The sequence below is a fragment of the Dinoroseobacter sp. PD6 genome, from assembly GCF_028807315.1.
GTDB classification, from domain to species: Bacteria; Pseudomonadota; Alphaproteobacteria; order Rhodobacterales; family Rhodobacteraceae; genus Dinoroseobacter; species Dinoroseobacter shibae.
This window is the reverse complement of the sequence record NZ_JARAMN010000001.1, coordinates 516,589-529,170: the sequence shown is the minus strand read 5'-3', so window position 1 is coordinate 529,170 and position 12,582 is coordinate 516,589. Positions and strand designations below refer to the sequence as shown.

13 protein-coding genes are annotated in these 12,582 nt (G+C 65.7%); 5 read left to right on the top strand and 8 right to left on the bottom strand.

Annotated features, from left to right (window positions below):
- Positions 1–69: 69 nt before the first annotated feature.
- From ntrX to dusB, 5 genes are all read right to left on the bottom strand, one after another.
- Complete coding sequence (gene ntrX, locus PVW48_RS02475; RefSeq protein WP_274580138.1) at positions 70–1,485, bottom strand: nitrogen assimilation response regulator NtrX; 1,416 nt, start codon at positions 1,483–1,485, stop codon at positions 70–72.
- Positions 1,482–3,698: a sensor histidine kinase NtrY-like gene (locus PVW48_RS02470; RefSeq protein WP_274580272.1), complete on the bottom strand. Its 2,217-nt coding sequence runs from the start codon at positions 3,696–3,698 to the stop codon at positions 1,482–1,484. Before PVW48_RS02470 ends, ntrX begins: the two co-directional genes overlap by 4 nt.
- Before the next feature lie 148 nt (positions 3,699–3,846).
- Positions 3,847–5,211 carry a response regulator gene (locus PVW48_RS02465; RefSeq protein WP_012178246.1) on the bottom strand — a complete coding sequence of 455 codons (1,365 nt, stop codon included), beginning with the start codon at positions 5,209–5,211 and terminating at the stop codon, positions 3,847–3,849.
- Positions 5,211–6,284 (bottom strand): two-component system sensor histidine kinase NtrB, encoded by a 1,074-nt coding sequence (locus tag PVW48_RS02460; RefSeq protein WP_012178247.1) that lies wholly within the window; start codon positions 6,282–6,284, stop codon positions 5,211–5,213. Before PVW48_RS02460 ends, PVW48_RS02465 begins: the two co-directional genes overlap by 1 nt.
- On the bottom strand, positions 6,281–7,282 hold the full coding sequence (gene dusB / locus PVW48_RS02455) for a tRNA dihydrouridine synthase DusB (protein WP_012178248.1): 1,002 nt from the start codon (positions 7,280–7,282) through the stop codon (positions 6,281–6,283). The genes PVW48_RS02460 and dusB overlap by 4 nt, the downstream gene beginning before the upstream one ends.
- Positions 7,283–7,478: 196 nt before the next feature.
- Between dusB and PVW48_RS02450 the strand changes: the two genes are divergently transcribed.
- From PVW48_RS02450 to PVW48_RS02440, 3 genes are read left to right on the top strand one after another with little or no spacing between them, the layout of a single operon-like run.
- Positions 7,479–8,627, top strand: coding sequence for a bifunctional 2-C-methyl-D-erythritol 4-phosphate cytidylyltransferase/2-C-methyl-D-erythritol 2,4-cyclodiphosphate synthase (locus PVW48_RS02450; RefSeq protein WP_050757824.1), 1,149 nt, complete (start codon positions 7,479–7,481; stop codon positions 8,625–8,627).
- Positions 8,624–9,112 (top strand): phosphatidylglycerophosphatase A family protein, encoded by a 489-nt coding sequence (locus PVW48_RS02445; RefSeq protein ID WP_274580136.1) that lies wholly within the window; start codon positions 8,624–8,626, stop codon positions 9,110–9,112. The genes PVW48_RS02450 and PVW48_RS02445 overlap by 4 nt, the downstream gene beginning before the upstream one ends.
- A complete protein-coding gene (locus PVW48_RS02440; RefSeq protein ID WP_274580135.1) occupies positions 9,109–9,591 on the top strand; it encodes a CinA family protein in 483 nt (160 codons plus the stop codon). Before PVW48_RS02445 ends, PVW48_RS02440 begins: the two co-directional genes overlap by 4 nt.
- Here the strand turns inward: PVW48_RS02440 and PVW48_RS02435 are convergent.
- Positions 9,570–10,028 carry a type II toxin-antitoxin system RatA family toxin gene (locus PVW48_RS02435; protein WP_044027692.1) on the bottom strand — a complete coding sequence of 153 codons (459 nt, stop codon included), beginning with the start codon at positions 10,026–10,028 and terminating at the stop codon, positions 9,570–9,572. The two genes, PVW48_RS02440 and PVW48_RS02435, sit on opposite strands and share 22 nt — an antisense overlap.
- 80 nt (positions 10,029–10,108) lie before the next feature.
- Here PVW48_RS02435 and hpt point away from each other — a divergent pair, with 80 nt between their 5' ends.
- Together hpt and PVW48_RS02425 are read left to right on the top strand one after the other, a co-directional pair.
- Positions 10,109–10,645, top strand: coding sequence for a hypoxanthine phosphoribosyltransferase (gene hpt, locus PVW48_RS02430; protein WP_012178253.1), 537 nt, complete (start codon positions 10,109–10,111; stop codon positions 10,643–10,645).
- 24 nt (positions 10,646–10,669) lie between these two features.
- Positions 10,670–10,846: a hypothetical protein gene (locus PVW48_RS02425; protein ID WP_274580134.1), complete on the top strand. Its 177-nt coding sequence runs from the start codon at positions 10,670–10,672 to the stop codon at positions 10,844–10,846.
- Here PVW48_RS02425 and PVW48_RS02420 read toward each other — a convergent pair.
- Entirely contained in the window at positions 10,843–11,361 is a 519-nt protein-coding gene (locus PVW48_RS02420; RefSeq protein ID WP_274580133.1) for a hypothetical protein, read from the bottom strand. The two genes, PVW48_RS02425 and PVW48_RS02420, sit on opposite strands and share 4 nt — an antisense overlap.
- 176 nt (positions 11,362–11,537) lie before the next feature.
- Positions 11,538–12,488 (bottom strand): lipoyl synthase, encoded by a 951-nt coding sequence (lipA, locus tag PVW48_RS02415; protein ID WP_274580132.1) that lies wholly within the window; start codon positions 12,486–12,488, stop codon positions 11,538–11,540.
- Positions 12,489–12,582: the final 94 nt, after the last annotated feature.

Here is a 12,582-nt window from a genome sequence, read left to right as displayed (position 1 = left end):
CCCGGGCCAATGGCACGTCCCGGACTGTTTCCAAACGGATAATGGACAGCCACGGGGCTGAGACGGCGGTCAGTCCTCCTGAGCCTCCACCTGTTCAACATGGGCGACGCGGGCCCCGGACTTGGTGCTGGTCACCACGTTGAGCGATTTCAGTTTTCGGTGGAGTGCCGAGCGTTCCATGCCGACGAAGGCCGCCGTGCGGGAGATGTTGCCGCCGAAGCGGTTGATCTGCGTCATCAGGTATTCGCGTTCGAAAAGCTCGCGCGCCTCGCGCAGGGGCAGCGTCGCGAGCGTGCCCGAGACCAGCCCGGTGGCGCCATCGGCCTCGGCTTCGGGGCCTGCGCTGGGCAGTTCTTCGGGGCTGATCTCCCCCTCGCCGGTGCCGAGGATCAGCACGCGTTCCATCACGTTCTTGAGCTGGCGGACATTGCCGGGCCAGCGCATGGTCTGCAACATCGCCTCGGCCTCGGCCCCCAGTTCGCGCGCGGCGAGGCCCTGGGTTTCGTTGAAATGGGCGATGAAGTGGCGCGCCAGGACGGGGATGTCCTCGCGCCGCTCATCGAGCGAGGGCACGGTGATCGGGACCACGTTGAGCCGGTGGAACAGCTCTTGCCGGAGCCGACCGCTGGCGACCTCGGCCTCGAGATCCGTGGTCGAGGATGAGATCACGCGCAGATCGACCTTCACCTTTTGGGTGCCGCCGACGCGCTGGAACTGCTGGTCCACGAGGACGCGCAGGATCTTGGACTGGGTGCCGGCGGGCATGTCGGCCACCTCGTCGAAGAAGATCACACCGCCATCGGCCAGCTCCAGCAAACCCTTTTCCACGGATTTGTCCGGCCCTTCGCGCCCGAAGAGCACCTCTTCCATGCGGTCGGCCTCGATCGCGGCGGAGTTGACGGACACGAAGGGTCCGGAGGCGCGGGCCGAATTGGCATGAATGTAGCGGGCGGCGACCTCCTTGCCGCTGCCCGAGGGGCCGGTGAGCATCACCCGGCCGTTGGAACGGGTGACCTTGTCGAGCTGGCTGCGCAGGGTTTTCATCGCGGCGGAGTTGCCCAGAAGGTCGGTCGCCACCGGGCCCTGGCGTTTCAACTCGGCATTCTCGCGGCGCAGCTTGGAGGTTTCCATGGCGCGTTTGACCACCAGCAGCAGCTGGTCGATGTTGAAAGGCTTTTCGATGAAGTCATAGGCGCCCTGCTTGATGGCGGCGACGGCGATCTCGATATTGCCGTGGCCGGATATGATCACGATGGGGATCTCGGGGCGCTCGCGCTTGACCCGAACGAGGATGTCGATGCCGTCCATCGAGCTGTCCTTGAGCCAGATGTCGAGGATCATCAGGCCGGGGGGCTGGGTCTCGATCTGGTCCATGCAGTCTTCGGCGGTGCCGACTGTGCGGGTGGCGTAGCCTTCGTCCTGAAGGATGTCGGAGACCAGCTCGCGAATGTCCTTCTCGTCGTCGATGATCAGAATATCGGTCATGCTGTCGCAGTCTTTTTTGGGGGCGTTATGTCGGGTTCGGGTCGGGATGCGTCGACTTGGGTGGCGGCCTCGGGATCCGGAGGGCGCGTCGGAAGCAGGATCACCGCGGCAGCCCCGGGCGGGGTGTCCGGGGTGAAGGGTTCGGCGGGCCGCAGCTCCAGCGTGCCCTGGTGTTCTTCGACAATCTTGCGGACGATGGGCAGACCGAGGCCGGTGCCCTTGTCGCGGGTCGTCACGTAGGGTTCGAAGAGTTTGGCGGTGTCCGGTGGCAGGCCGATGCCGTTATCGGCGATGGTCAGCTCCGCCTCCCGGCCCAGGTTGCGCAGACTCACGCGGATCTCGCCCGGGCGGGTATCGCCGGTCTTGCCGGTCTGGCGGCTCTCGATGGCTTCGCCGGCGTTCTTGAGCAGGTTGGTAAGCGCCTGCCCCATCAGGGTTGCGTCGAGATCGGCAGGCACAGGGTCTGGCGAGATGTCGGTGACGAAGGTCACTTCGGGTTGCGCGACCTGCTGTAAAAGCACTGCGTCGCGCACCAGTTGCGCGAGATCCAGATGGGCGGTCTCCGGCTCCGGCATGCGGGCGAATTTCGAGAATTCGTCCACTATTCGGCGCAAATCGGCGGTCTGGCGGATGATCACATCGCTGAGCTCCACCAGGGCGGGGCCGTCCTCGCCCAGGCGGGGGCCGAACTTGCGTTTCATGCGCTCTGCGGAAAGCTGGATCGGGGTGAGCGGGTTCTTGATCTCGTGGGCGATACGGCGGGCCACGTCGCCCCAGGCGGCCATGCGCTGGGCGGTGGCAAGATCGGTCACATCGTCGAAGGCCACCACGTAGCCTTCGAGCCGGTCCTCGCGGTTGAGGCGTTTGGCGATACGCACCAGCAGGCTTTCCTGCCGTCCCTGCCGGGTCAGGCTGACCTGTTGCTGGGCCACGTCGCGCAGACCGCCCTGCAGCTTGTCGAAGAGGTCCTCGAACTCGGGCACCACCTCGTCGATGCCGCGGCCACTGACGGTGACGCCATCGAGGGCCAGCATGGCGGTGGCGGAGCGGTTCATGAAATCCACCCGCCCCCGGGAATCGAGCCCGATGACCCCGGCAGTGACCGAGCCCAGCACGGAATCGAACAGGCGGCGGCGGCGCTCGATCTGGTTGGTGTTTTCCAACAACGCCTCGCGCTGGGCCTTCAGTTGCCGGGTCATCTGGTTGAAAAGCCGCCCCAGCATGGCGATCTCGTCATCGCCCTGCTGTTCGGGGACCTTCACGTCCAGGTCCCCTGCCCCGACCCGTTGCGCCGCCCCCGCCAGCCGCCCCACCGGGCGCGACAGACGTTCGGCGAACCACAGCCCGAGCCAGATCGAGGCGATTATGAGGATGACCGCGAAGCCGATGTAAAGCAGGCCGAAATCGAACAGCAGCTGGCCCCGGTCGCTTTCGAGTTGGCGAAAGAGCTGCACGGTTTCCTGGGTGTCGTCGAGCAGGGTCAGGATCTCGCCATCCACCTCGCGGCTGACATAGAGATAGCGGTCCACGTGGCGGGCGAGCTTCACAAGCGCACGGAATTCGTTGTTGGTCCAGTCTTCGATAACGATCGGGGTGCCCTGTTCGGACGCAGCGATCTGGTCCGGGGTGGGACGTTCGAAGTCAAAGAGGTAGCTGCGCTCGCCCCGGATGCGGATGTCGCCATTGGCGTTGACGATATAAGCCTCGCGCAGCCCGCGCTGCACGCTGCTCTGACCCTGGGCGAGCAGCTGCCGCAGGTCGCCATCGCTGAGAAAGACGCGCTCCGCCCGGGCGCGGTCGAGATAGGAGGCCAGCGCCGCGGTGTCGATCTGCAGCTGCACGCGCTGCTCTTCCTCATAGGCCTCGGCGGCGGCGAGGGACGCGCCGAGCACCCGCTGCACCCGGTCCGAGAACCAGCCTTCGAGCCCGAAATTCACCGTGATCGTCGCGAAGACCGCGACCAGAACCGTGGGCACGAGGGCGACGATGGCGAAGACGCCGGTCAGGCGCAGGTGCAGGCGGGATCCCGCCGACCGGGCGCGGCGGGCGGCGATCATCCGGGCAACGCGCTGCAGAACGAGTGCGGCGAGGATCAGGACGTAGACGAAATCGGCGAGAATCACCACGCGCAGGGTCGTGGCATCCTGTCCCTGATCCAGCGGGCCGAGCACGAGAAATGTGGCGATCGCAAGGATCGGTCCCAGAGCCACCATGCCAAGGGTGGTCCAGGTTTGCAGGTTCCGCAGGGAAACGTAACGCGTCACCCAGCGGCTGAGATATCTTCCCGTGACTGCTCGCACGACACCTCGTTCCGCGGGCGAACCCGCGTGACCGTGCCTTGATTGACACGCTGTTGCGCTTTTACATCAATTTGCGCCGGCGTGTCACCTGAATATCCAGATCGGTGATCTTCTTGCGCAAGGTATTGCGGTTGATCCCGAGCAGAGCGGCGCATTTGGCCTGGTTCCCGCCGGTCGCATCGAGGGCGATCTCGATCAGAGGGGTCTCTACCTCGCGCAGGATCCGCTGGTAAAGGCCCGGCGGCGGCAGTACCCCACCATGCAGGTCGAAATACCGGCGCAGGTGCTTTTCGACCGAGGCGCTGAGCTTGTCGGCCTCGCCCCCGCCCATCAGCGGCTCGATCGCGGGCTGGCTGCCGAGCACCATTTCCACATCCGCGCGCCCGATCTCGTCCTCTTGGGCGGTGATGACCAGCCGCTTCATGGCGTTTTCAAGCTGCCGGACATTGCCAGGCCAGGAATAGGCGCGGACCATGTCGCTGGCGGCCTCGGAGAGGCGCTTGAGCGGAGCGCCATCCCGCTCGGCCCGAGCCAGGAAATGGGTCGCCAGCAGCGGGATGTCATCCACCCGTTCGCGCAGGGACGGCACGTTGATCGTCACACCGCCGAGTCGGTAGAACAGATCCTGTCGGAAGATGCCGGCCTCCATCTTCTGCATCAGGTCCTTTTGCGAGGTGGACATGATGCGCGGGGAATTGTCGCCGAACTGGTCCAGCATCCGCACGATGCGACCCTGGGCTTCGTCGTCGAGATCGCCCACTTCGTCGAACAGGATCGAGCCGCCCCGGGCCTTGGCCACGAGGGTCGACGGGCCGTCGGCCCCGGCCAGGTCCGCCGCCCCCGCCACCACGAAGGGCAGCGTGCGGCGGTCCGAGAAGTCGTGGATCGCGCGGGCGATCAGGCTCTTGCCCGTCCCGCTCTCGCCGGTGATCAGCACCGGTAGGTCGGTGTTCATCACCCGCGCCACCAACCGGTAGAGCGCCTGCATCTGCGGGGTGCGGCCCACCAGCGGCAAATCCTCGTTCGGGCTCTCGGAGCTGAGCTTGGGCGGCGGCGCGCGGCGCTTGACTTCCAGCGCGCGGGCGGCGCGCTTCATCAGGTCCGGCAGGTCGAAGGGTTTGGGCAGGTAGTCATAGGCCTCGGCCTCGGCTGCCTGGATCGCGGTCATGATGGTATTCTGCGCCGAGATCACGATCACCGGCAGGCCGGGCCGGGCCTCGGTGATCTTGGGCAGCGTTTCCAGCCCGTTGCCATCGGGCATGATCACATCCGAGATCACCAGGTCGCCCTTGCCCTCTTCGACCCAACGCATGAGGGTCATCAGGCTGGAAGTCGCATGGACCTTGCAGCCGGCGCGGGTCAGCGCCTGGGTCAGAACGGTGCGGATCGTGCGGTCGTCATCGGCGACCAGAACGGTGCCATCCATCAGGTAGTCTCCTCGGTGCGGGGGGCGACAGGCAGGGAAATACGGAACACGGTGCGGCCAGGAACGCTGTCCACGGCGATCCAGCCATCGTGATCGGAGATGATCTTGGAGACGAGCGCGAGCCCCAGCCCGGTGCCATTCTCGCGCCCCGACACGAAGGGTTCGAACACGTCACTCTCGATCTCGGGGGGCAGGCCGGGGCCGTCATCCATGATCTCGATCTGCAACGGCACGGTGCCGCCAGAGCCGTCCTTGCGCCGCAAACGTAACGACAGCTCGTAGAAGGTCCGGATCCTGATCGTCCCGCCGGGTTTGCAGGCCTCGGCGGCGTTCTTGAGCAGGTTGAGAAATACCTGCAGCAGTTGGTCACCATCGGCATAGGTGTTGGGCAGGGACGGGTCGTAATCCTCGCGGATCGTGACATGAGCCCCGAAGCCCACCACGGCGGATCTGCGCGCGCGTTCCAGCACATCATGTATATTGACGGGCCTGAGGTCGGGGGGACGCAGGTTGCCGAACTGCTCCACCTGTTCCAGCAGTTTCACGATCCGGTGGCTTTCGGCGACGATCAGGTCGGTCAGCTCCCGGTCCTCGTTCGACAGGTTCATGCCCAGAAGCTGCGCGGCCCCGGTGATGCCGGCCAGGGGGTTCTTGATTTCATGGGCAAGCATCTCGGCCATGCCTATCGCGGATTTTGCGGCCGACTGGGACTGCATCGACCGGCCCAGACGCCCGGCGATTTCCCGCGGCTCCAGCAGCAGCAGCACAAGTTCGGGATTGTCCACCAAAGGCGAGACCTGGATGTTGCAAAGCACCGGCGGGCGTTCGCCCGTGCCCACGTCCACATCGTTGATGAAGAGCGGCGAGAGGTTCTTGCGGACCCGGTCGAACGCCTCTTCGAGGGGCGCGTCGACCATCAACTTGTCCCAGACCGGCGCGTCCAGAAGGCTGCGCTGGGAGCCGTTCATGAAATTCTCGGCCGCGGGGTTGAGTTCAAGAATGGTGTTCTCGCCCGACAGGATCAGCGCCGGGATCGGAAGGGAAACCCAGAGGGCCTGGGTGAGCTGGGTCATGCGGCCACCTGCGTCGTATCAGCGTCGGTGAGCGCCGCCGGCACGAGCCTGCGGACCGTTGCCGGGTCGGTGGCGGTGAGGATCGCGCGGCGCAGGGATTTCGGTGGGCTGAACCCGTCGGGCCGTGCCTCCATATACCAGCCGAGATGCTTGCGCGCGGTGCGCAGGCCAAGTTCGGGGCCGTAGAAGGCGAGCATGGCCTCGAAATGGGCGAGAACCAGATCGACCAGCGCGTCGCCACTGGGGATGTCGGGCGCGGGCGCGCCATAGAGGGCAGCGGCGATCTCGGCCAGCCGCCAGGGGCGTCCTTGCGCGCCGCGCCCCACCATCAGGCCGTCGGCGCCAGAGGCCGCGCGGGCCTGCGCCGCGGCGGCGGTATCGACAATATCGCCGTTCGCGATCACCGGGATCGACACCGCGCGTTTGACACGCCCGATGGCGGTCCAGTCAGCCGCGCCCTTGTAGAACTGGCAGCGTGTGCGCCCATGGATCGTGACCATGGCGATGCCCGCGGCCTCGGCCCGGCGCGCCAGGTCAGGTGCGTTGAGGCAGTCGTCGTCCCAGCCCAGCCGGGTCTTGAGCGTCACGGGCACATCCACCGCCGCCACCACCGCGTCGATCAGGGTCAGCGCGTGGTCGAGATCGCGCATAAGCGCCGAGCCCGACGCGCCATTGACGACCTTCTTGGCCGGGCAGCCCATGTTGATGTCGATGACGCGCGCGCCCTGGTCGGCCACGTACCGCGCGGCCTCGCCCATCCAGTATGCCTCTCGCCCGGCGAGTTGCACGGCGGTGGCCTGCGCGCCGAACCCCAGTTCGGCCCGCGCCCGGACGGAGGCCTTGGCCTGTACCATTTCCTGACTGGCGACCATCTCGGACACCACGAGACCGGCCCCGAAGCGGGACACGACATTTCGAAACGGCAAGTCCGTTATCCCCGCCATGGGCGCGAGAAGAACCGGGTTTGCCAGCGGTTGCTCTGCCAAGAGAACGGTCAAACGCTTAATCCTTGTGCATGTCTTCACCGGCTACCGGGTTTGCGGCCCTGCGGCAACGGCGTCGACCATAAATAGGACACGGATTCTTAAACTGCATCGTTTTTAGGCACTTTTCCCCCGGGGTCCGCTTGAGGATTGCGCCTTGTCGCACAGAGTCCTAGGAACGGAGCGGATTTCACCGAGAGAAGAGCATGTCTTGACGCCCAATGTTACGGCCATTCTTGTCGCGGCGGGGCGCGGCACACGCGCGGGCGGTGGGCTTGCCAAGCAATGGCGACCGCTTGGTGCGCGCCGGGTGATCGACTGGACGCTGGCGGCATTCGACCGGGCGACGCAGGTGTCGGAGCTGCTGGTGGTGCTGCACCCGGAGGATATGGACCTGGCAGCCACGCTGACCGCGGCCAAACCGCTGCGCTGCGTGTCCGGAGGTGCGACGCGGAGCGCGTCGGTCGCCTGTGCGCTCGCGGCGGTGGCCGACCCGGAGGCGATCGTGCTGATCCACGATGCGGCGCGGCCGGTGGTGTCGGCCGACCTGATCGCCCGGGTTGTCGCGGGGGTGATCGAGACCGGGGCGGCGGCCCCTGCCCTGCCGGTGGTCGACGCGCTCTGGACCGGGGCCGGGGATCGGGTGACGGGGATGCAGCCGCGCGACGGGCTCTACCGCGCGCAGACCCCGCAAGGTTTTCACGCCGGTGCGATCCGGGACGCCCATGCGGCGGCCACCGGGGCGGCGGCGGATGATGTGGAGATCGCCCGCGCCGCGGGTATGCCGGTGGCGATCGTCGCGGGCGACGAGCAGAACTTCAAGATTACCTACCCGCAGGACTTCGCCCGCGCGGCGGCCCTGCTGAAAGAGAGGGACAAGATGGATATTCGCACCGGCAATGGTTACGACGTGCACCGGTTCGGCACCGGCGACGCGGTGATCCTGTGCGGCGTGGAGGTCCCCCATGACCGCGCGCTGATGGGGCATTCTGATGCAGATGTGGGCATGCACGCGGTGACGGACGCGATCTATGGCGCGCTGGGGGATGGCGATATCGGCCAGCACTTCCCGCCCAGCGATCCGCAATGGAAGGGCGCGGCGAGCGAGATCTTTCTGCGCCACGCGGTCGCTCTGGCCGCTGAGCGGGGCTACACCATCACGCATATGGACTGCACGCTGGTCTGTGAGCGCCCGAAGATCGGACCGTACCATGCCGTAATGAAAGCGAAAATGTCCGAATTGATGGGGCTGCAACCGGATCAGGTGAGCGTGAAGGCGACCACGTCGGAGCGGCTGGGCTTCACCGGGCGCGAGGAAGGGATCGCGGCCCTGGCCACGGTCACATTGGTGCGGACATGAGCCGGGCGATTGCCACAGTCTTCGGGGTCGGATTGCTGCGCCCCGCGCCGGGGACCTGGGGGTCGCTGGCCGCCCTGCCCCTGGCCTGGGCGCTGCATGTGCTGGGCGGGTTCACCCTGCTGGCGCTGGCAAGCGTTGCGGTGTTCTTCGTCGGCTGGTGGGCCACGAGGGCCGCGACCGCGGGCGCGGAGGACCACGACCCTTCGGAGATCGTGATCGACGAAGTGGCGGGCCAGTGGATCGCACTTTGGCCGGTATCCTACGGGGCGCAGTTCGCCGGGGTCGACATGCTGGCGCTCTGGCCCGGCTGGATCGCGGCCTTCGTGCTGTTCCGGCTGTTCGACATCTGGAAACCGGGTCCCGTGGGCTGGGCCGACCGCCGCCATGACGCCTGGGGCGTGATGCTGGACGATGTGGTGGCCGGGGTGATGGCCGCGCTCTGCGTCGCCGTCTTGGCCGCGCTTGCCCATGGGGTGCTGGTATGAGTGCTGCGGAAATCGTCGCGCTCTGCACGGCGCGCGGGCTGACGGTGAGTTGCGCCGAAAGCTGCACGGGCGGGATGGTGGCCGCGGCGATCACGGATATCGCCGGGTCGTCGGCCGTGTTCGAGCGCGGCTTCGTGACCTATTCGAACCTTGCGAAGACCGAGATGCTGGGTGTGACAGCACCCACGCTGGAAGCCCATGGCGCCGTGTCCGAAGAGGTGGCGCGCGAGATGGCGGCGGGCGCCCAAGTCGCCGCCCGCGCGGATATCGCGGTGGCGATCACGGGCATTGCGGGCCCCGGCGGGTCGGAGTTCAAGCCCGAAGGCCGCGTCTGTTTTGCGATTGTGGGGCCCGCTACGCCCCTTCGGTCTGAAACGGTGGAGTTCGGCGCACTTGGCCGGGCTGCGGTGCGCACAGCGGCGCGGGATCACGCGCTGGCGCTGATCCTGTCGGCGGCTCAGGCCGCAGCGGGGCCGTAAAGCGCCTCGGCGCGTTTTTCGAAGGCGCGCACGATGCGTTGCATCGCCTCGTGAAAGACAACGCCGATCACGCTTTGCAAAACCCGGTTCTTGAACTCGAAATCGGTCGAGAAATCGACCTTGCAGCCGCCCTCGTCGAGATCGGTGAAAACCCAACGCGACTGCATGTACCGAAACGGGCCATCGAGATACTCGGTGTCGATCCGGTTGTCGGCCGGCACGAGGCACACTCGGGAGCCGAACTTTTCGCGGAACACCTTGAAGGAGATCACCAGGTCCGCGAGCATTTCCGAGCCGGTGGTGGTGTCGCGTACCGACCGGATGCGCGCCGCCGCGCACCAAGGCAGAAACTTCGGGTACGCGGCCACGTCCGCGACCAGCGCATACATTTGCGCGGCGCTATATGGCAGGGTACGGGATTCGGAATGCTGCGGCATGGCCTCAAGTATTTTGTACGGTTTTCCGTGGCAGTGGCAGGTGATTTCGGCCAACATGCGCCGGAAATCAAGGGGACGGGATGAAGCACGACGAATATGTCATCGACAAGATAATCTCGGCCAAGGCGATTGCCGCCCGGGTCGAGGCGCTTGCACGTGAGATCGAAAGGGCCTTTGCAGGCACGGACAAGCTGATCGTGATCGGGTTGCTGCGCGGGTCATTCGTGTTCATCGCGGACCTGGTACGGGAGCTGGATCTGCCGGTTGAGGTCGATTTCCTGGAGGCATCGTCCTATGGCGACGGCATGGAAAGCTCGCGGGAGGTGCGGATCCTGAAAGACCTGCGCGGCGAGATTGCCGGGCGCGATGTGTTGGTGGTCGAGGACCTGGTAGATACGGGCTTTACCCTGTCCCATGTCACGCGCCTGCTCGCCTCGCGGGAGCCGCGACGGATGGAGACCATCTGCTTGCTGGACAAGCCCACACGGCGCGAGGTCGATGTGCAGGCAACCTGGATCGGGTTCGAGATTCCGGACGAATTCGTCGTCGGCTATGGCATCGATTACGCGCAGCGCAACCGCAACCTGCCCTATATCGGCAAGGTTCGGAAGCTGTGAGGCGGGTGTGACGGAGACGACGCCATGAACATGGGCTGGTTCCTGCGGATGGCACGGTGGGTGCGTCACCCGCCCTCGCCGGGCTTGGTCAAGCTGGTTTTCGTGGTGATCGGTATCTGTGCGGCGATCTACGGGGTCGAGCTTGTCTTCGGCTGGCCAGAGAGCCTGTCGCCGGAATGGCCGCGCCCGCCGCGGTTCTAGCGATAGCGCGAGGCGTTCGGCAGGGGGTGCAGTTTACCACGCCGGGCGGCGGCCGCGTCCATGATCGGGACCCTGCGCGACACCTTTCCAGGCGAAATCAACCCAAGTCCCCCGGCACAGAGCACACCGGTGAGCACGAGGACACTGACGCCTTGCAAGAGCCGGCTTATGTCAAGCGAGGCCAGCACCAAGACCCCTGCCGCCACGAGCATGTTCACACCCGCAAGGACCGCCGCCCAGAGTGCGACAAGGCTGGCGATCGCCAAACCTGCGCTGGCCGGGGAGCGGACCTGCTTGATCCAGACAGGGGTGGTCGACGGCAGCAGGACCAGCCCCCCGCACAACAGCAAGAGGAATGCGATGAGATAGGGCCATTGCTCTGCCCGTGGCATATAGCTGCTGTCGAACTGCGCGATAAGCAGCCCCATCTGCGCAGCGAGCCCGATACAGGCCAGACCGAATACTCGGTACAGGACCCAGAGTATCCCCCGCATCCCACTGCGCAGATAGGCCATGGCAGCCTCCAAAACTCGAAACACTCGTACGGCCCCGACGACTCGTCACAACACGGGGCATTTGACTGGCATTTTACGCGAATCTATCGCAAATTCAGGGAGTTTAGGCGCGCATGGTTAAGGCCGCACCCCTGGGGCGCGGCCTTGGTCAGGTCGGATCAGGATTTGCCGGACGCTCAGGCTTCGGCGAGCCGAGCCATTCGGTTCGCACGCAGACGGGCGAAATCGTCGCCGGCGTGATAGCTCGACCGGGTAAGGGGCGTGGCCGAGACCATCAGGAAGCCCTTGCCATAGGCCGCCTTCTCGTAGGCCTTGAACTCCTCGGGCGTGACGAACCGGTCGACCGCGTGGTGCTTGGGCGTCGGTTGCAGGTATTGGCCGATGGTCAGGAAATCGACATCCGCTGCGCGCATGTCGTCCATCACCTGCATCACGCCCTGCCGGTCTTCGCCCAGGCCCACCATGATTCCCGATTTGGTGAACATGGACGGGTCCAGTTCCTTGACCCGCTGCAACAGCCGCAGGGAGTGGAAGTAGCGCGCGCCGGGCCGCACGGTGGGATAGAGCCCCGGCACGGTTTCAAGGTTGTGGTTGAATACGTCCGGCCGGGCCGCGACCACGGTTTCCAGCGCCTCGGGCGCACATTTCAGGAAATCGGGCGTCAGGATTTCGATGGTGGTGTCCGGGGCGTGACGGCGAATTGCGCGGATGGTCATGGCGAAATGCTCCGCCCCGCCGTCTTCGACATCGTCACGGTCCACGGAGGTGATGACCACGTGGTTCAGTCCGAGCTTCTTGACCGCATCGGCCACGCGGCCCGGCTCGAAGGCGTCAAGTGCGTCAGGCTTGCCGGTGGCGACATTGCAGAAGGTGCAGCCGCGGGTGCAGATCTCGCCCATGATCATCATGGTGGCGTGGCCCTGGCTCCAGCATTCGCCGACATTGGGGCAACCGGCCTCTTCACAGACCGTGGTCAGCTTGTGGCTGCGCATGATGTCACGGGTTTCGGTATACCCTTTGCCGCCGGGGGCCTTGACCCGGATCCAGCTCGGCTTTCTTGGCTGGGCATTGTCCGGACGGTGGGCTTTTTCCGGGTGACGCTGTTCGGGCAGTTTCAGATCACGCATGGGTCTCTCCTCTGGTCAGGAGACATAACCAAACAGAAGAAAAAAGTAACTGCGCTTTGTGCATACCCGTCATGTACGCGCCGATCTGTCCCAG

Bases quoted from the DNA above. Each gene is read 5' to 3' on its own strand.
- ntrX (WP_274580138.1), bottom strand. From the start codon at position 1,485: ATGACCGATATTCTGATCATCGACGACGAGAAGGACATTCGCGAGCTG.
- PVW48_RS02470 (WP_274580272.1), bottom strand. From the start codon at position 3,698: ATGGTGGCTCTGGGACCGATCCTTGCGATCGCCACATTTCTCGTGCTC.
- PVW48_RS02465 (WP_012178246.1), bottom strand. From the start codon at position 5,211: ATGGATGGCACCGTTCTGGTCGCCGATGACGACCGCACGATCCGCACC.
- PVW48_RS02460 (WP_012178247.1), bottom strand. From the start codon at position 6,284: ATGACCCAGCTCACCCAGGCCCTCTGGGTTTCCCTTCCGATCCCGGCG.
- PVW48_RS02445 (WP_274580136.1), top strand. From the start codon at position 8,624: ATGAGCCGGGCGATTGCCACAGTCTTCGGGGTCGGATTGCTGCGCCCC.
- PVW48_RS02440 (WP_274580135.1), top strand. From the start codon at position 9,109: ATGAGTGCTGCGGAAATCGTCGCGCTCTGCACGGCGCGCGGGCTGACG.
- PVW48_RS02435 (WP_044027692.1), bottom strand. From the start codon at position 10,028: ATGCCGCAGCATTCCGAATCCCGTACCCTGCCATATAGCGCCGCGCAA.
- hpt (WP_012178253.1), top strand. From the start codon at position 10,109: ATGAAGCACGACGAATATGTCATCGACAAGATAATCTCGGCCAAGGCG.
- PVW48_RS02425 (WP_274580134.1), top strand. From the start codon at position 10,670: ATGAACATGGGCTGGTTCCTGCGGATGGCACGGTGGGTGCGTCACCCG.
- PVW48_RS02420 (WP_274580133.1), bottom strand. From the start codon at position 11,361: ATGGCCTATCTGCGCAGTGGGATGCGGGGGATACTCTGGGTCCTGTAC.
- lipA (WP_274580132.1), bottom strand. From the start codon at position 12,488: ATGCGTGATCTGAAACTGCCCGAACAGCGTCACCCGGAAAAAGCCCAC.